Source organism: Azospirillum sp. A26 (assembly GCF_042604635.1).
Classification (GTDB): Bacteria; Pseudomonadota; Alphaproteobacteria; order Azospirillales; family Azospirillaceae; genus Azospirillum; species Azospirillum palustre.
In genome coordinates this window covers 2,688,384-2,705,829 of record NZ_CP170472.1, presented here as the reverse complement: position 1 = coordinate 2,705,829, position 17,446 = coordinate 2,688,384, and the positions used below count along the sequence as shown (strand labels likewise).

At 70.6% G+C, this 17,446-nt stretch carries 12 protein-coding genes; 4 read left to right on the top strand and 8 right to left on the bottom strand.

From position 1 onward, the window contains the following. Positions 1-6 precede the first annotated feature (6 nt). The 4 genes from icmH to ABNQ39_RS13555 form a co-directional block, all read right to left on the bottom strand. A complete protein-coding gene (icmH, locus tag ABNQ39_RS13570) occupies positions 7-1,362 on the bottom strand; it encodes a type IVB secretion system protein IcmH/DotU (RefSeq protein WP_376958067.1) in 1,356 nt (451 codons plus the stop codon). Positions 1,363-1,583: 221 nt separating this feature from the next. Then, positions 1,584-4,037, bottom strand: a complete 2,454-nt coding sequence (locus tag ABNQ39_RS13565; RefSeq protein WP_376958066.1) for a transglycosylase domain-containing protein — start codon at positions 4,035-4,037, stop codon at positions 1,584-1,586. 357 nt (positions 4,038-4,394) lie between these two features. Continuing rightward, complete coding sequence (locus tag ABNQ39_RS13560) at positions 4,395-5,879, bottom strand: ATP-binding protein (RefSeq protein WP_376958065.1); 1,485 nt, start codon at positions 5,877-5,879, stop codon at positions 4,395-4,397. Further along, positions 5,876-6,619: a response regulator gene (locus tag ABNQ39_RS13555; protein ID WP_376958064.1), complete on the bottom strand. Its 744-nt coding sequence runs from the start codon at positions 6,617-6,619 to the stop codon at positions 5,876-5,878. The genes ABNQ39_RS13560 and ABNQ39_RS13555 overlap by 4 nt, the downstream gene beginning before the upstream one ends. 268 nt (positions 6,620-6,887) lie before the next feature. Between ABNQ39_RS13555 and ABNQ39_RS13550 the strand changes: the two genes are divergently transcribed. The 4 genes from ABNQ39_RS13550 (at position 6,888) to ABNQ39_RS13535 (ending at position 12,043) form a co-directional block, all read left to right on the top strand. Continuing rightward, on the top strand, positions 6,888-7,484 hold the full coding sequence (locus ABNQ39_RS13550) for a Spy/CpxP family protein refolding chaperone (protein WP_376958063.1): 597 nt from the start codon (positions 6,888-6,890) through the stop codon (positions 7,482-7,484). Positions 7,485-7,697: 213 nt separating this feature from the next. After that, positions 7,698-10,223 carry a helicase-related protein gene (locus tag ABNQ39_RS13545; protein ID WP_376958062.1) on the top strand — a complete coding sequence of 842 codons (2,526 nt, stop codon included), beginning with the start codon at positions 7,698-7,700 and terminating at the stop codon, positions 10,221-10,223. Positions 10,224-10,402: 179 nt separating this feature from the next. Beyond that, the gene (locus ABNQ39_RS13540) at positions 10,403-10,834 is read left to right on the top strand and encodes an RNA-binding S4 domain-containing protein (RefSeq protein ID WP_376958061.1); all 432 of its coding nucleotides are present in this window, start codon (positions 10,403-10,405) and stop codon (positions 10,832-10,834) included. Positions 10,835-10,948: 114 nt separating this feature from the next. Beyond that, positions 10,949-12,043: a Tim44 domain-containing protein gene (locus tag ABNQ39_RS13535; protein ID WP_376958060.1), complete on the top strand. Its 1,095-nt coding sequence runs from the start codon at positions 10,949-10,951 to the stop codon at positions 12,041-12,043. A 246-nt stretch (positions 12,044-12,289) separates the two neighbouring features. On the opposite strand, the gene ABNQ39_RS13530 is transcribed toward ABNQ39_RS13535, so the two are convergent. From ABNQ39_RS13530 to dnaA, 4 genes are all read right to left on the bottom strand, one after another. Continuing rightward, positions 12,290-13,357 (bottom strand): ABC transporter ATP-binding protein, encoded by a 1,068-nt coding sequence (locus ABNQ39_RS13530; RefSeq protein ID WP_376958059.1) that lies wholly within the window; start codon positions 13,355-13,357, stop codon positions 12,290-12,292. 19 nt (positions 13,358-13,376) lie between these two features. Next, positions 13,377-14,576, bottom strand: coding sequence for an extracellular solute-binding protein (locus ABNQ39_RS13525; protein ID WP_376958058.1), 1,200 nt, complete (start codon positions 14,574-14,576; stop codon positions 13,377-13,379). A 186-nt stretch (positions 14,577-14,762) separates the two neighbouring features. Further along, positions 14,763-15,689 (bottom strand): GGDEF domain-containing protein, encoded by a 927-nt coding sequence (locus ABNQ39_RS13520; RefSeq protein WP_376958057.1) that lies wholly within the window; start codon positions 15,687-15,689, stop codon positions 14,763-14,765. 112 nt (positions 15,690-15,801) lie between these two features. Beyond that, a complete protein-coding gene (gene dnaA / locus ABNQ39_RS13515) occupies positions 15,802-17,367 on the bottom strand; it encodes a chromosomal replication initiator protein DnaA (RefSeq protein WP_376958056.1) in 1,566 nt (521 codons plus the stop codon). Positions 17,368-17,446: the final 79 nt, after the last annotated feature.

The window sequence follows — 17,446 nt, the reverse complement described above, 5'->3', positions numbered from 1 at the left end:
GGCGCCCTAATGCGGGTAGAGGCGGATGTCGATCCGCCGGTTGGCGTCGCGACCGGCCTGCGTGTCGTTCAGCGCGACCGGCTCCTGGTCGCTATGGCCCTCGGCCGACAGGCGGGCGGGCGGCAGCGAGCGCTCCAGCAGTTTGCGCACCGCCTCGGCGCGGGCATTCGTCAGGGATTGGGCCGTCAGGGATTGGGCCGTCGGGGATTGCGCGGCGGGAAGGCGGCCGCCCGGCGGGGTCTGGTCGTCGGTGTGGGCGACCACCAGCACGCTGCCGGGTTCCGCCGCAAGGGTCTGGCCGACCCGCTCGACGATGGCACGGTGGCGCGCCTTCACGGCGTCGCCGCCGGTGGCGAACATCGCCGCCGCCGGAATGCGGATGACCAGGGCGCCATCCTCCCCCGCCAGCACCTCGACGGCGCCGGTGCGGATTTCCGGGGCGAGCTGGCCGGTGATGCGGGCGATCAGCGCAGGGCCGGCGGTGGGCGGCGGCGGCGGGACCAGCCGGGCGATCTCGATCGTGCGGTCGGGCAGCAAGGCGGCGATGCGGGCGACCACCGGCTCCGCCTGCCGGTCGAGGCTGCCGGCGAGATGGACGTAGAGGCCGGACAGGCCGAGCACCACCACCGCCCAGACGATCCAGCCCGGCACGGCGCTCAACGGATTGCCGAGCGGCCGGAACGGCTCCGCCACCCCGGTCCAGGCCGGCGACAGCTCCGCCGCCATGTCGCCGCGGGCGCGGCGCAGGATGCGGTACAGCTCGTCGCGCAGGCGGGCGAGGTCGTGGGCGCCGCCGGGCCTGTCGCGGAAGCGGCCCTCGAAGCCCAGCGACACGCAGGCGTAGAACAGCTCCAGCGTGTGGCGGTGGCGGCGCGGATCGACCAGCATGCCGTCGAGCAGTTCGAGGAAGCGCACGCCGGCATCGGGTTCGGCGACCGCGACCCCGCCATGCCCGGCGGCACGGGCGACATCGTCCAGCGTCACCGAGAGCGCGATGCGGGCGGCGCGGATGGCGGCGGCGTCGAGGCTGGCCGCAGCAGCGGCGCGGTCGAACCGCTCCAGCGCCGCGGCGGCGGCGGCGCGGGGCGGGTCGCCCAGACTGCGGTCGCGGAGCGCGCCGACAAGCGCCAGCGCCGGAGCGGCGGCGCTGAGCAGCGGGTTGAGGGAGGAGGCGGGCGGCCGTGGACCCGGGCCGTCGTGCCGGCGGGAGGACGGCGGCGAAGCGGAGGAGGGAGCGGCGGGTGCGGGGCCTTCGGACGCCAGCGCGGCAAGAACCGCGGCGAGCGGACGCTCGTCCTCCTCCGCCTTCGCCCTGTCCGCCTCAGCCACCTCCGGTCCGTCCAATCGCTCGTCCGCCTGCATCTGTCGTCCGCTCTGGAGAAATCCGGGGGGAGGTATAGCAGGGTCGGGGTGCCGGGGGGAACTTGAAGCCCTCTCCCGCCCCGGGAGAGGGAGGGGACCCGCCGCGAAGCGGTGGGGAGGGTGAGGGGCTATTCGAACATGGATCCCGATCCTTGGCTCACCCCTCACCCTTCCCATGCTCCGCATGGGCCCCTTCCCTCTCCCGGGACGGGAGAGGGAGCCTACCGCACCCCGCTGTTGCTGTAGTCGTACTGCACCCTGGGGGCGGTGCCGGACCCGCCGGCGATCTTCTCGATCAGCGAGCCGATGCCGCCGGGCCGCGCGTCGGCGGACGCCACCGGCACCCCTCCCTGCGGCCCGGCGCCCGGCGGCAGGATTGCCGGCACCACGCTTCCAGGCGGCGGGGTCCAGGCCGGGGCACCGTCCAGGCCGGGGAGCGGGCGGGCGGGCTTGCCGGCGTGGGCGTCCAGCATGAACTCGCGCCACAGCTTGGCCGGCAGGGTGCCGCCGGTGACCTTCTTCATCGCCTCGTTGTTGTCGTTGCCCAGCCAGACGCCGGCGACCAGATCGGCGGTGAAGCCGACGAACCAGGCGTCGTGATAGTCCTGGGTGGTGCCGGACTTGGCCGCCGCCGGGCGGTTCAGCTTCGCGCTGCGGCCGGTGCCGTAATCGAGCACGCCGGTCATCATGCGGGACAGCTGCACCGCATGGGCGGGATCGACCACCGGGCCGCCGCCGCCGCCCTGGCGCCGGTAGAGGACGACGCCGTCGCGGCTCCTGATCTCGGTGATGGCATAGGCCCAGACGGGGACGCCGCGGTTGGCGATGCCGGCATAGGCGCGCACCAGCTCCAGCGGCGTCACCTCGCTGGTGCCGAGCCCCAGCGACAGGTCGCGGGTGAGCGGCGAGGAGATGCCGAGGTTCGACGCGATGCGCCGCACCCGGTCGGTGCCGACCCGGTCGATCAGCCGCGCCGTCGCGGTGTTGGAGGAATGGGCCAGCGCCGAGGCCAGCGTGATGCTGCCGCGGTACTTGCCGTCGTAATTGCCGGGGCTCCAGTTGGCGAGCTGCACGGGAGCGTCGTCGATCATGCTGTCGGGGGTCCAGCCCGACTCCAGCGCGGCCAGATAGACGAAGGGCTTGAAGGCCGATCCCGGCTGGCGCAGCGCCTGGGTGGCGCGGTTGAACTCGCTGCCGTCGTAATCGCGGCCGCCGACCAGCGCCCGCACCGCGCCGTCGGGGCTCATGGCGACCAGCGCCCCCTGGCGGACGTTGGCGGCTGCGCCGGGACCGGCCAGCAGGGCCTCCAGCCGCTGTTCGGCGGCGCGCTGCATCCGCAGGTCCAGCGTGGTGCGGACGATCACGTCGCCATGGTCGGGGCCGGCGAAGCCCGGCACCAGATCGGTCACCCAATCGGCGAAATAGCGGCCGTCGCCGCCGGGCTTGCGCTTGGGCGACGGCTTGGCGGTGCGGGCGGCCTCGTACTGCGGCTGGGTCAGGTAACCGGCGTCCAGCATCGCCGCCATCACCACCCGCGCCCGCTCCGCCGACTCGTCGGGGTTGGAGCTGGGGGCGTAGCGCGACGGCGCCTTCAACAGGCCGGCCAGCACCGCCGATTCGCGCACGTCGACCTCGGTCGCCGGCTTGCCGAAATAGGTGCGGGCGGCGGCGTCCACTCCGAAGGTGCCGGCGCCGAGATAGACGCGGTTCAGGTAGGCGGTGAGGATCTGGTCCTTGGTGAAGCGGCTCTCCAGCCACAGCGCCAGCATCGCCTCCTGGATCTTGCGCTTCAGCGATTTCTCGGGCGTCAGGAACAGGTTCTTGGCGAGCTGCTGGGTGATGGTGGAGCCGCCCTGCACCGCCCGGCCGGAGCGCCAGTTGACATAGACGGCGCGGGCCAGCCCCAGCGGGTCGATGCCGAAATGGCTGTAGAAACGGCGGTCCTCGATGGCCAGCACGGCGCCGACCAGATGCGGCGGCAGGTCGCGCACGCTGAGCGTCGTGCCGTGCAGGTCGCCGAAGCGGGCGAACTCGCTGCCGTCGGCGGCCAGCACGGTGATCGAGGCGCGGCGTTCGAACTGCGCCACCTTGGAGATGTCCGGCAGGTCGAGCGCGAACCACGCCAGCACCGCACCCAGCCCGATGCCGCACCAGATGGCGGCGACGAGGCCCCACTGGACCAGACGCCTCATCCAGCCGCCGCCGTTGCCGCCGTTTTTCCGGGCCGGCTGCGGCGCCCGGCCGGGGCGGCCGGCGGGCTGGGCCGAAAGCTGCGGGGACGGGGGCTGGCTGCCGCCGGACCGACGGGCGGGCTGCTTCGGTTTCGGCAAGGAGATCCTTGGAAGGGAGATGGGCGGCAGGGTGAAGCTGGGCAACTTGAAGATGGGCAGGCCGCGGGACCGGCGGCGGGGCTGCTTGTAGGGCGTGGCCGGCGGCGCCGCCGACGGCGGCGGGGACTTGCGGCGCGGCTTGCCTTTGCCGGCGGTCGCCAGCCGGTCGCGGACAAGCTCGACCGCCTTGGCGGCGAACAGGCGCGCGAACTCTCCGGCCGTCAGCCGGTCGAGCGGCGACGGGTCTTCGCGGGTGCGGACCGGGCGGGGACCGGCGTAGAGCTGGCTGCCCCGGCGCTGGTCCGTCCCATGGTCCGTGTGGTGGTCCGGTCGGTCGGCGGTCACGGCGCGCTCGCTGGCCCTGTCAGGTCTATGTGGGGAGTGCGGGAAACGTTCCCGCTTCGATCCTCATACGCTCACCTCATACGCTCACTGCCGCCCGGCCGGAAGGCCGGTCGCGGGCCGGCGATTATTTGTCTCCCGACCGTGGCGAAAGGATGACTCTATCCGAAATTTCAGCTCCGCTCTCCCACCCCTTCTTCCCCCCTCTCCCCCCGGGGAGAGGGTCGGGGTGAGGGGGATGCACAGCGGGGATCCGATGAGGAGCGGGAAGTGCGCGATGCTTGGAAAGCCACGCCGTGCGACCCCCTCACCCTAACCCTCTCCCCGGGGGGAGAGGGGATCCGAGGCGGGAGAGGGAGTCTACAGCGGCAGCGTCACCGTCGCACGCAAACCTCCTTCCGCGCGGTTCGCCAGCGTCACGTCGCCACCATGGCCGCGGATGATGCTGCGGGCGGTGGACAGGCCCAACCCGACGCCGCCGGTGTCGCGGGAACGGGAGCGCTCCAGCCGGTAGAAGGGGGCGAAGACCTTCTCGAACTCCGCCTCCGGGATGCCGGGGCCGTCGTCGTCGATGTGGATCAGGGCTTGGGCATGCTGTCCGGTGCCATGCAGGCCGCCGTCCGGGCCGGTCTCCAGCCGGACGGTGAAGCCGCCGCCATATTTGATGGCGTTGTCCATCAGGTTGGCCAGCGCCCGGCGTAGCGCCACGGTGCGGCCCTCCGCCACCGCGTGGGCGGGACCGTCGTAGAGCGCGCGGTGGCCGGCATCGACGCGGTCATCGCACAGGCTCTGCAGCAGGTCGGCAAGGTCGAAGCGGCCGCGCGGCTCGCGCTGGGCGTCGTCGCGGGCGAAGGCCAGCGTGGCGGAGATCATCGCCTCCATCTCGTCGAGGTCGGCCAGCATCCGCCGCTGCATCTCCGGATCGTCGACCAGCTCGGCGCGCAGGCGCAGGCGGGTGATCGGCGTGCGCAGATCGTGGCCGATCGCCGCCAGCATCTGGGTGCGGTCGGCGACGAAACGGGCGAGGCGCGCCTGCATCCGGTTGAAGGCGCGGGTGGCGGCGCGCAGCTCGCGCGGGCCTTCCTCGGGCAGGGGCTCGGCCTGCCCGTCGACGCTGAGCCGTTCGGCGGCGGCGGCGAAGCCGGCCAGCGGCGCCGTCACCCGGCGGGCGGCGAGCAGCGACACCAGCAGGATCACCGCGACGATGGCGCCCATCCACAGCACGAAGCGGACGATGCCGAAGGGGCCGGGCAGCGGTTCGCCGCCGGTGAAGCTGAGCCAGGAGCCGTCGCCGAGCCGCACCGACAGCCGGACATGCGGCCCCCAGTGCCGGGGCTCGTCGCCCGCCATGAAGGGCGGCGGCGGTGGGGCGTCCTTACGGGGCGGGCGCTCGACCTCGATCAGGATGTTGCGGTCGGAGGTGTCGAGCTGCTCGCCCAGCCGGCGCTTCAGCCCTTCGAACCGGCCGCCGGAATAGGCGTTGGGCGACAGCGGCGGCGGCCGGTCGGGGCGCAGCTCCACCCGCAGGACCGGGTCGTCGATGGCGCGCACCACCCGCTCGCGCCCCTGCGGCGGCGTGCTCTCCACCAGCTGGACGATGGCGGTGATGCGCTGGATCAGCACGTTGGGACCGTGGATCGGCGGCCCCTCGCTGCGGTCGGTCAGATAGACCAGCGCGCTGATCGCCTGGGTCAGCAGCAGGGCCAGCACCACCGTCAGCGCGATGCGCGCGGCGAGGCTGTCGGGGAAGCGGAAGGGAAGCCGGCGGAAGGCGCCGCGGCGGCGGGCGAGTCTGGCCTTGGCCGTTTCCGGCTGGGACTTGGCCGTTTCCGGCTGGGCGGTCATGGCGCCAGCCCACCATTGGAGACGGTGGGGGTGAAGAGATAGCCGCCGCCGCGCACCGTCTTGATCAGCGTCGGCTCGGCCGGATCGGGTTCGATCTTGCGGCGCAGCCGGCTGACCTGAACGTCGATGGAGCGGTCGAACGGCACCGCCGAACGGCCGCGCGCCAGATCGAGCAGCTGGTCGCGGGTCAGCACGCGCTGCGGATGCTCGACGAAGGCGACCAGCAGGTCGTATTCGCCGGCCGACAGCTGGACCAGCACGCCGTCGGGCGAGCGCAGTTCGCGCTTGGTGAGGTCGAGCGACCAGCCTTCGAAGCGCAGCACCGTGCCGGCCGCCGCCGGCGCACCCGCCACCGGCGGGGCGGAGACGCGGCGCAGCACCGCCTTGATGCGGGCCAGCAGCTCGCGCGGGCTGAAGGGTTTCGCCAGGTAATCGTCGGCGCCCATCTCCAGCCCGACGATGCGGTCGGTCTCCTCGCCCATGGCGGTCAGCATGATGACGGGGGTCTGCGCCGTCTGCGGCGCGGCGCGCAGGCGGCGGCAGAGCGACAGCCCGTCCTCCCCCGGCAGCATCAGGTCGAGAACGATCAGGTCGACGCGGGCGCCGTCGAGCGTGCGCATCATCTCCGCCCCGTCCCGGACCCCGGTGACCCGGAAGCCATGCTTGGTCAGGAACTGGGCGACGAGGGATCGGATTTCGCGGTCGTCGTCGACGACGAGGAGGTGGGGCGTGCGGTCCATGGTCCCATGATCGGGCGAGGCGCCGCGGGCGTGAAGGGGAAATGTGTAACGCCCGGTTACGGGGGCGCCCGCGGTTACACTCTGTTACCAAATGACCGGTTTGCGGACATTCGACCGCAACGTTCGGCGCCCATTGTCTGGTCATCGGGACAGCGGCGGCGATGAGGCCGGCACCGTCCCAGCGGAATAAGCCCCCTCCATCCGGGGTTTAGACAGCACCGTGATCCCCAACCGTGATCCACGGTCCAAACACTGAGGAGTCGTCACCATGAAACGCGCCCTTCTGACGTCCGCCCTGCTGGTCGCCGGTCTCGGCGTGGCCGTTCCGGTCTTCGCCCAGGGTGGTCCGCAGCCCGGCGGCCCCGGCCCGGCCGGCGGTCCCGACCGCCACTTCGCCCGCATGTGCGAGGACCAGGAGGCCCGTCTGGCCGGCAAGCTGGCCTATGCGGAGAAGAAGCTGAACATCACCGAGCAGCAGCGCGCCGCCTGGACCAAGTTCGCCGACGCCGCCCGCTCCAGCCTAAAGCCGACGCAGGATCTGTGCGTCAAGTTCAAGGACACCCCGCCGCCGGCAGCCCTGCCGCAGCGCCTTGAACGCGCCGAGCAGATGATGCAGGCCCACCTCCAGCAGGTCCAGACCGTCCGCCCGGCCCTGACCGACCTCTACGCCCAGCTGACGCCCGACCAGCAGAAGCAGGCCGACCGCATGCTGAACCCGGGACCGGGCGGCATGGGCGGCCGGATGGGTCCGCATCATGGCGGCCCGATGGGCGACCATGACGGCCCGCGCCATCACGGCATGGGTCCGGGCAAGGGCCCCGGCCCGGGCCCGGCGCCGGCACCGCAGGAGCCGCCCAAGGGCTGACGTAACAGACAGGTTCCCGGCGGCGACCCCAAGCCCCCCAACGCAGCCGCCGTGAGCCCGAGGGCCGCCGACCCCCCAGTCGGCGGCCCTTGTCGTCTTTGGAAAAAATTCCCTCTCCCTCTGGGGAGAGGGGGATCTCTTGAGCTTAGGGGGGAGCGATAAAGACAAGCCGCCGCTTGCATTGCGGCCTTCCGCACCCCAAAGCTTAACCCCATGACGTCCTCTCACGCTTCGGCGGGCGGCGGTCTCGGGCGGGGGGGCCGTGTGGTCGCCGTGCTGGGGCCGACCAACACCGGCAAGACCTATCTGGCGATCGAGCGCATGCTCGGTCACCGGTCCGGAATGATCGGCTTTCCCCTGCGCCTGTTGGCGCGGGAGAATTATGACCGCATCGTCGGGATCAAGGGGAAGAACGCGGTAGCACTGGTCACGGGGGAGGAGAAGATCCTGCCCCCCAACCCGTCCTACTGGGTCTGCACCGTCGAATCGATGCCGCTGGACCGCGCCGTCGATTTCCTGGCGGTGGACGAGATCCAGCTCTGCGCCGATCCCGAGCGCGGCCACATCTTCACCGACAGGCTGCTGAACGCCCGCGGTATGGTCGAGACGATGGTGCTGGGCTCCGATTCGATGCAGCCGATGATCCGCCGGCTGGTGCCGAAGGCGGAGTTCATCAGCCGGCCGCGCTTCTCGCAGCTGACCTATGCCGGCCACAAGAAGCTGACGCGCCTGCCGCCGCGCTCGGCCGTCGTCGCCTTTTCCGCCACCGACGTCTATGCCATCGCCGAGATGATCCGGCGCCAGCGCGGCGGCACCGCCGTGGTGCTGGGCGCGCTCAGCCCGCGCACCCGCAACGCGCAGGTCGGGCTCTATCAGGCGGGCGAGGTCGATTATCTGGTGGCGACCGACGCCATCGGCATGGGGCTGAACATGGATGTCGACCATGTCGCCTTCGCCCGCATCGTCAAGTTCGACGGCTTCGCCCCGCGCCGCCTGCGCCCCGCCGAGGTGGCGCAGATCGCCGGCCGCGCCGGCCGCCACATGCGCGACGGCACCTTCGGCACCACCGACGAGGTGGGGGAGCTGGACGCCGACCTCGTCACCCGCGTCGAGAACCACGAGTTCGAGACGGTCAAGACGCTGTCCTGGCGCAACAGCGAGCTGCGCTTCGACACGCCGGGCTTCCTGTTGAAATCGCTGGAGGAACGGGCGCCGCTCCAGGAGCTGTCGCGCGTGCGCGAGGCCGACGACCATCTGGCGCTCCAGGCGCTGGTGCGCGATCCGGAGATCATGGATCTGGCGCGCGGCCGCGACGCCGTGAAGCTGCTGTGGGAGGTCTGTCAGGTCCCCGACTTCCGCAAGGTGCTGTCGGATGCCCACACCAAGCTGCTCGGCCAGATCTTCCGCAGCCTGCGCACGCCGCTGCGCCGGCTGGACGACGATTGGGTGGCGAAGCAGATCGCCCGGCTCGACCGCACCGAGGGCGACATCGACGCGCTGGTCGCCCGCATCGCCCATATCCGCACCTGGACCTACATCTCCAACCGGCCGACCTGGCTGAAGGACCCGCTGCACTGGCAGGAACGCACCCGCGCCATCGAGGACCGGCTGTCCGACGCCCTTCACGAGCGGCTGACCCAGCGCTTCATCGACCGCCGCTCCGCCACGCTGGCCCGCACGCTGAAGGACGGGCGCTCGCTGCTGGGCGGCGTGCGCGCCGACGGCGAGGTGGTGGTGGAGGGGCATGTCGTCGGCAAGCTGGAGGGCTTCCGCTTCGTGCCCGACGCGCCCGACCGCTCCGACGAGGCGAAGTCGCTGCTGACCGCCGCCCGCCGCGCGCTGCGCGACGAACTGGCCAAGCGGCTGCGCGCCTTCGAGGCGGAGCCGGACGACGCCTTCGCGCTGGGGGCCGACGGGGTGCTGAGTGCGGACGGGTTGCCGGTGGCGCGGCTGGCCGCCGGCCAGTCGGTGCTGGCGCCGCTGGTGGTGCCGTTCGACGACGGCATGCTGGACCAGGCCCAGCGCGAGCGGGTGCGGGCGCGGCTGGAGCGCTGGCTGAAGGACCACATCGCCGCCCGGCTGAAGCCGCTGTTCGCGCTGTCCGCCGCGCAAGCCCTGTCCGGCGCCGGCCGCGGTCTGGCCTTCCAGCTGGTGGAGGGGCTGGGGGTGCTGCCACGGCAGCCCGTCGCCGACATGGTCGAACGGCTGGAGCGCGAGGATCGCAAGGCGCTGACCGGGCTGGGCGTCCGGCTGGGGGTGTCTCACCTCTATCTCACCGCACTGGCCAAGCCGGCGGCGGTGACGTTGCGCGGGCTGCTGTGGGCGGTGTCGAAGGGCCATCCGCTGCCCGTCCCGATCCCGCCGCCCGGCCGGGTGTCGGTCGAGGCGCCCTTGGGGAAGGAAGGCGGCGCGCCGCCGGCCTTCTGGGAAGCCATCGGCTATCCGCTGGCCGGCGGGCGGGCGCTGCGCGTCGACATGCTCGACCGGTTGGAGACCGAACTGCTGACCGCGTCCAAGGCCAATGCGCCGATCCGCGAGGTGGCGCTCGGCCAGCGCGTCGGCCTGTCGGCGGAGGAGTTGGGGGCGCTGCTGACCGGGCTCGGCTATGTGCGGATGGTGGCCGAGGATGGGGCGGTGACCTGGAAGCGCAGGCGCCCGCAGGGGAACCGGCAGCGGCGCGAGAAGCCGACCAACGAGGACCACCCGTTCGCCAAGCTGCGGCAGCTTTCGGGGATGTGAATAAGTGTGGGGAGTGGAATGAACGCACAGCCGATCAGCGCCTATTGTCCCTCTCCCCCCCGGGGAGAGGGTCGGGGTGAGGGGGATGCATTGCGTGCCTCCCGCAAAAATCCCGCCGCGCGTCCCCCTCACCCTAACCCTCTCCCCGGGGGGGAGAGGGGATCTTCGGAGGTCATTCAATGACCGACAGCGAAGACTCCACCCCCGGCCGGCTGCGGATCGACAAGTGGCTTTGGTATGCGCGCTTCTTCAAGACGCGCAGCCTCGCCGCCAAGCTGTGCAACGACGGGGGCGTGCGGCTGTCGGGGGCGGTGGTGTCCAAGGCGCATGCGGCGGTCAAGCCGGGCGACGTGCTGACCTTCGCCCAGGGGCGGCACATCCGCGTCATCAAAGTGGTGGCGCTGGGCAGCCGCCGCGGCCCGGCGCCGGAGGCCCAGGCGCTGTACGAGGATCTCGCCCCGCCGGTGCCGGAGGAGCGCTTGCAGGATCCCTATCGCGCGCCGTTCCAGCCGCCGGGCGCCGGGCGGCCGACCAAGCGCGACCGCCGGGCGATCGACGCCCTGCACGGCGACGGCCCGATGGGCGATGTTTGGCAAAATGAGACCGATTAGGCGGCTCTGCTGATTGTTGCTCGAAAAAAGTGAGACCGCCTCTTAAACGGAGGCGGGACCACCCCCATCTGGGAAGGCTGGATAACCGACCAGATGCGACAAGCGAGCACGATCATGAGCGAGAAGACCCGACCTTCGAGCCTTTCCGCCCCCTCTTCAGCGAAGCGCGGCGCCCGCGCTGCGACCGCCGTGGCGGTTGCGCTGGTGATGGCGCTGGCCGCCGGAACCGCCGACGCCCGCGCCGGCAAGAGCAGCTCCTCGGGCAGCCGAGGCAGCCGCACGACCGAGGCGCCGGCCGCCACCAGCACCGCCCCCAACTCCGTGTCGCCGATGGAGCGTTCGACCGCCCCGGCGGCGTCGCCCGGCATGCAGCGCCCCGGCGCCGCGGCCACCGCCCCGGCGGCTGCGCCCTCGCGCGGCTTCTTCGGCGGCGGCTTCATGTCGGGCCTGATGGGCGGCCTGATCGGCGCCGGCATCGGCGCGATGCTGTTCGGCGGCGGCTTCTTCGAGGGGCTGGGCAGCTTCGCCGGCATCCTGGGCTTCCTGCTGCAAATCCTGCTGGTCGTCTTCCTGGTCCGGCTGGCCATGCGCTTCTTCCGCAACCGCTCGCAGACCGCGAACACCGCGGCGTCCGGCGGTCCGCTGGGTGGGAACCGGCCGGCCTATGCCGGCGGCCCGCAGGCTGACCAGATGAACCGCGACGCGGCCGACGCCGGCTACAACCCGATGGGCAACCGCGGCCTGGGCGGCGGGATGGGCGGCGGCAATGCCGGCCCGGCCCAGCGCCGTCAGGCCGCCGACGAGATCGGCATCCAGCCGGCCGACTTCGAGTCGTTCGAGCGGCTGCTCGTCACCGTCCAGACCGCCTACGGGCGTGAGGATGCCGACGCGCTGCGCGCCGCGACGACGCCGGAGATGTTCTCCTACTTCAGCGACGATCTGGCCGAGAACCGCAGCCGCGGCGTGGTCAACAAGGTCAGCGACGTCCGCCTGCTGCAAGGCGATCTGGCCGAGGGCTGGCGCGAAGGGGCGCAGGAGTACGCCACCGTCGCCATGCGCTTCGCGCTGGTCGACGTTACGGTGGACCGCGCCAGCGGCCGGGTGATCGAGGGCAACGCCTCGCAGCCGACCGAAGCGACCGAGCTGTGGACCTTCGTCCGCCCGCGCGGCGGCCAGTGGCAGCTGTCGGCGATCCAGCAGGCCAGCTGACGCCTGCGGGTGAAGGAATGCGAAACGCCCCGGCCAATCGGCCGGGGCGTTTTCGTTTGTGCGGAGTGTGTTGTTTTTCGCCCCGGGATCCCCTCTCCCCCCCGGGGAGAGGGTTAGGGTGAGGAGGGCGCGTGGCGAGGATCTTCGAGAATCGCCCAGCTCCCGCTCTCTTATCGAAGCCACGCTGTGCATCCCCCTCACCCCGACCCTCTCCCCGGGGGGGAGAGGGGGATATTGGAGGGAGTCTCAAGCCGTCGGCAGCACCACCGCGTCAGCGGCGCGGAAACCCAGCCGGGCGGTCTCGCCGGGGACGAAGGCAGGCTCCTGGCCCAGATGCGGCATCTGCACGGTCAGGCCGCCGTCGAGGAAGGCGTTGACGAAAGCGCCTTCGAAGTCGCTGTGGCTGACGCGGGCGGTCAGGCTGTTGTCGCTCTCGCCCGCCCCCAGACGTTCCGGGGCCAGACGCTCCGGCCGGACGAACAGGGTGGCGCGGTCGCCGACCGCCAGTCCGCGCGGGTTGCGCCCGCGCAACGGCCCGAAGGCGCTGTCGAGCACCGCCCAGCCGTCGGCCGTTTGCGTCACCCGCCCGGCGAAGCGGTTCGCCTCGCCGACGAAGGAGGCGACGAAGGCGGTCTCCGGATGGTCGTAGATGGTCTTGCCGTCGCCCACCTGCTCCAGCACGCCGCGCGACATCACGCCGATGCGGTCGGACATGGTGAGCGCTTCGCCCTGGTCGTGGGTGATGTAGATGAAGGTGACGCCGGTGCGCTTCTGCAACTCGCGCAGCTCGGCGCGCATGTGCTGGCGCAGCTTGAGGTCGAGCGCCGACAAGGGCTCGTCCAGCAGCAGCACCGCCGGCTCCACCGCCAGCGCGCGGGCAATGGCGATGCGCTGGCGCTGGCCGCCGGACAGGTCGGTCACCCGCTTGTCCGCCGTGTCGGGCAGCGCCACCAGCTCCAGCAACTCGCGCACGCGGCGCTTGCGGTCGGCCGACGGCACGCCGCGCACCTCCAGCCCGAAGCCGATGTTGTCCGCCACCGTCATCAGCGGGAACAGGGCCAGGTTCTGGAAGATCAGCGCGGTCGGCCGCTTGTTCGGCCCGATCCCCTTCATGTCGCGGCCGCCGATGCGGACAGCGCCGTCGGTCGGCTCCATGAAGCCGGAGATCATGCGCAGGATGGTGGTCTTGCCGCAGCCCGAGGGCCCTAGGAAGCTGAAGAACTCCCCGGCCGCGATGGTCAGCGATACGTCGCGGACGGCGACGGTGTCGCCGAACCGCATGGTGACGTGGTCGAGTTGGACGTCTTGGCTCATGGCCCCTGCTGTGTGCGGATCACGCCGCCAGGAAACGATCCTGGTACTCGTTGCGGATGGAGACGTACCACGCCTCCTGGATCGGCCACCACCACAGCTTCTGCAGGGCGTCGCCAGGATAGGCGTCGGCGAAGAACTGCTTGTTCAGGTCGGTCAGGTGGGCCTCGGCGCCGACCGCAGTGCTGGAGATGCCGGAATGGTTGGTGTAGAGCGCGCCGGCCTCGGGCGTGTAGAACCAGTTGATCCAGGCATAGGCGTTCTCCAGGTTCTCCGCCTTCTTCGGAATAGCGAAGCCTTCCATCCAGGCCAGCGCACCCTCCTTCGGCGCGACGAAGCGGACCGGCAGCCCTTCCTTGCGCAGCGTCACGGCGCTGCTGTCCCAGGTCTGGCCGATGACGCAGCCGTTGGTGCGGAAGGCGCCCTGGGCCTCGTTCTCGTTGGTCCAGAACTGGGCGACCGACTTCTTGTTGGCGGCGGCCACCTTCAGGATGGCGTCGAAGTTGGCGCGCGCCTTCGCCTCGTCCTTGAACTGGTCGCGGACCGGGTGCGGCAGCTTGCCCTGGCTTTCCAGCCACAGCGCGATGCCGATCAGCGAGGAGTGGCCGCGCACCGTCACCTTGCCAGCGTTGGCCGGCGCCCAGAGGTCGCCGTAGCTGGCGGTGCCGTAGGCGAGCGGCGCCTTCTTCATGTCGTAGGCCAGCGCTTCCGTGCCCCAGTCGGCCGGGGCGAAATAGCGCTTGCCACCGACGACGCCGCCCATGCCGGCGGAGCCCTCGACCGACGACTTCAGGCAGCCGTCCCACTTCACCTTGGCCTCGTCGATCGGCTGCACCAGCTCGAACTCGACATAGTTCGGCACGCGGTCGACGGTGGGGTGGATGATGTCGAAGCCGGCGCCGCCGGTCGCCTTCAGCTGGTTCAGCAGCTCGTCGTTGGTGCCGTACTCGGTCAGGGTCGCCTTCACGCCGGTCTTCTTCTCGAAGTCGGCCAGCATGTCCGGGCTGATGTAGCCGGCCCAGGAGAAGATCTTCACAGAACCCGACGCCGCGTGGCCCTCGCGCAGGACGAAGGGACCGACCGAGGCGACACCGGCGGCGGCGGCAGCGCTTTGCAGCAGCAGGCGGCGGGTGAAGCTCTTGGCGGCGCGCTGGGTCTCGGCGCTGGACCGCTGGGATTCGGTCTGGGCGTGATCGAGCGTGGTGTGAACGATCTTGGACATGACGTCCGGTCTCCCTGGCTCTTGGATGGCGTTTGGACGGGCGGCGTTTCGGCGCGTTGGCGCAGCCCCGCTCAAGACGCAAAGTGTGCCTGAGATAAAAGCCGCCCGTCCATGGGGGAAGATGAAGCTCCGCCAAACTTCATAGAGCCGTCACATGGAAAAAAGGAGATCCTGGGAGGAGGATCGTCACATCACATAGAAGCGCGCCTTCACCGTCACGCCCTCGGCGCCGCGCAGGACGGTGCGGTTGCGGCCGCTGCGCTTGGCGAAATAGAGCGCCTCGTCGGCCTGGGTCATCAGGTCGTTGACCGAGACGGTGTCCTGGTCCAGACACATGCCGATGCTGACGGTGAAGCCGAAGCTGGCGCCGCTGCCGGTCTCCACCGTCAGCTCGGCGGTGGAGCGGCGGATCGCCTCCACCCGCGCCAGCGCCCCCTCCAGGTCGCCCGACGGCAGGCACAGGCAGAACTCCTCCCCGCCCAGCCGGCCGAGGAAGCCGCCGTCGGGCACATGGGCGGCGCAGTGGTCGGCGAAGCGCTTCAGCGCGAAATCGCCGTTGCTGTGGCCATGGGTGTCGTTGATCGCCTTGAAATGGTCGATGTCGAACATGGCGACCGCCATGGGCGAGCCGGTCTCCTTCGCCACGCGGTAGGCCTGCTCCAGCTTTTCCATGAAATGGCGGCGGTTCAGCACCCCGGTCAGGTAATCGGTGTTCAGCATCTCCACCATCACCCGGTGCATGCGGGTGATGCGCTCGCCGGCCCGCACACGGGCGCGCAGCATCGGCAGGTCGATGGGCTTGGCCAGGAACTCGTCGGCACCGGCCTCGAAGGCCTCGACCCGCCGGGCGGTCTCGCTGTCGCCGGTCATCAGGATGGTGAAGGTGCGGTGCTGGTCGTCCGCCGCCCGGATGTGCCAGCACAGTTCCATCCCCGTCATCACCGGCATTTCCAGGTCGGTGACGACGATGTGGATGTCGTGGCTGCGGTAGAGGGCGAGCGCCTGCCCGCCATCCTTGGCAAGCAGAACGCGGTACCCGCTGCTTTCCAGCTCTTCCCGGATCAGTTCGCGAAAGAAATTGGAATCGTCGGCGACAAGAATAGTCGTTTCCACCAGCACACCCATGTCGTCGGCGAAGAGTCCGTGCGCGCGGACCCTAGCAGACTTCACAACACGATGGCATAGCGGCGTGGCAACACACCGGGACCGGTGAATGGGATGTTTTTCAGCTTTCCAGCATGCGGCGCAGCAGCTCGACGTCTTCGGCGAAGGACGGATCGGTGGCGCGCAGCTCGTCCACCTTCTTGACCGCATGCATGACCGTGGTGTGGTCACGGCCGCCGAACTTGCGGCCGATCTCCGGCAGGGAGCGGGCGGTCAGCTGCTTGGCCAGATACATGGCGATCTGGCGCGGACGGGCCACCGCACGGGCGCGGCGGGCGGAATGCATGTCGGCGACGCGGATGTTGTAATGCTCCGCCACCCGCTTCTGGATCTCGTCGATGGTGACGCGGCGGTCGTTGGCGCGCAGCAGATCGTGCAGCACCTCCTGCGTCGTCTCCAGCGAGATGGAGCGGCCGACCAGCTCGGCATGGGCGACGATGCGGTTCAGCGCCCCTTCCAGCTCGCGCACGTTGGACGTGATCTTGTGGGCGAGGAATTCCAGCACCTTCATCGGGATGCTGGCCTGGAGCGCGTCGGCCTTGGCCTGGAGGATGCCCAGCCGCAGCTCGTAGGTGGTCGGGTGGATGTCGGCGACCAGTCCCCAGCCGAGGCGGGAGCGCAGCCGCTCCTCCATGCCTTCCAGGTCGGACGGGCTCTTGTCGGCCGAGATGATGACCTGCCGGTTCTGGTCGACCAGCGCGTTAAAGGTGTGGAAGAACTCCTCCTGGGTTGAGTCCTTGCCGCTGATGAACTGCACGTCGTCGATCATCAGCACGTCGACCGAGCGGAACTGCTGCTTGAAGGCCATCGTGTCCTTGAAGCGCAGCGCCCGGATGAACTGGTACATGAACTTCTCGGCCGACAGGTACAGCACCTTGCGGTTCGGGTCGTTCTTGCGAATCTGCCAGGCCAGCGCGTGCATCAGGTGGGTCTTGCCCAGCCCGACCCCGCCATAGAGGAACAGCGGGTTGAAGGTCACGGTGGTGGCGTCGGCGACGCGCCTTGCGGCGGCATGGGCCAACTCGTTCGGCTTGCCGACGACGAAATTCTCGAAGGTGAATCGCGGGTCGAGCGCGGCGGACAGGTCGGACCGGTCCTCCAGAATCGCAGGCACCGCGGTCGGCGATTCGTCGGACGCCCCGCCATAGGAGGCCGAGGTGTAGACGGTGGACGGGGCCTGCTCGCCTGAGAATCCGGACGGCGCCCCCTGCTGCGCCCCCTGCGGAGGGGCGGGGCGCGGCGCCGGGCGGGAGTCGGCAGCGCGAGAATCGAAGCCTCGCGCCTCGAATCCACGCGAATCGAAACCGCGGGACGGGGCGGGACGGTCGTCGATGTCGTCATTGTCGGCGACGAGCGCCGCCGGCGGATTCGTGGAGGCGACGATGACGTCGATCGACTGCACCTCCGGATTCTCGCCGGACCAGAGGGCGCGGATGCGGTCGGCATAGTGGGTCAGCACCCAGTCGCGCATGAATCGCGTGGGCACGACGATGCACACCTCGCCGCCGATCAGGCTGGCGACGGACAGCGGCTGAAGCCAGCTCCGATAGGCGATCTCGCCCACCTCTTCCTTCAGGCGTCCGCGAATGCGCGCCCACTGCTGATCCAACGACACGCCGACCGACATGCTCCCTTACCCCCGCTCCTTCCGCCGGCCGGCCAAAACCGGATGGCCGCCGTCTGGTCCAGCCCGAATGACTCCGGGC

What these genes read in the sequence shown, in the direction of transcription:
- ABNQ39_RS13535 (WP_376958060.1), top strand. Translation starts at nt 10,949, where the DNA reads ATGAGCGAGAAGACCCGACCTTCGAGCCTTTCCGCCCCCTCTTCAGCG.
- dnaA (WP_376958056.1), bottom strand. Translation starts at nt 17,367, where the DNA reads ATGTCGGTCGGCGTGTCGTTGGATCAGCAGTGGGCGCGCATTCGCGGA.
- ABNQ39_RS13545 (WP_376958062.1), top strand. Translation starts at nt 7,698, where the DNA reads ATGACGTCCTCTCACGCTTCGGCGGGCGGCGGTCTCGGGCGGGGGGGC.
- ABNQ39_RS13525 (WP_376958058.1), bottom strand. Translation starts at nt 14,576, where the DNA reads ATGTCCAAGATCGTTCACACCACGCTCGATCACGCCCAGACCGAATCC.
- ABNQ39_RS13530 (WP_376958059.1), bottom strand. Translation starts at nt 13,357, where the DNA reads ATGAGCCAAGACGTCCAACTCGACCACGTCACCATGCGGTTCGGCGAC.
- ABNQ39_RS13540 (WP_376958061.1), top strand. Translation starts at nt 10,403, where the DNA reads ATGACCGACAGCGAAGACTCCACCCCCGGCCGGCTGCGGATCGACAAG.
- icmH (WP_376958067.1), bottom strand. Translation starts at nt 1,362, where the DNA reads ATGCAGGCGGACGAGCGATTGGACGGACCGGAGGTGGCTGAGGCGGAC.
- ABNQ39_RS13550 (WP_376958063.1), top strand. Translation starts at nt 6,888, where the DNA reads ATGAAACGCGCCCTTCTGACGTCCGCCCTGCTGGTCGCCGGTCTCGGC.
- ABNQ39_RS13560 (WP_376958065.1), bottom strand. Translation starts at nt 5,879, where the DNA reads ATGACCGCCCAGCCGGAAACGGCCAAGTCCCAGCCGGAAACGGCCAAG.
- ABNQ39_RS13555 (WP_376958064.1), bottom strand. Translation starts at nt 6,619, where the DNA reads ATGGACCGCACGCCCCACCTCCTCGTCGTCGACGACGACCGCGAAATC.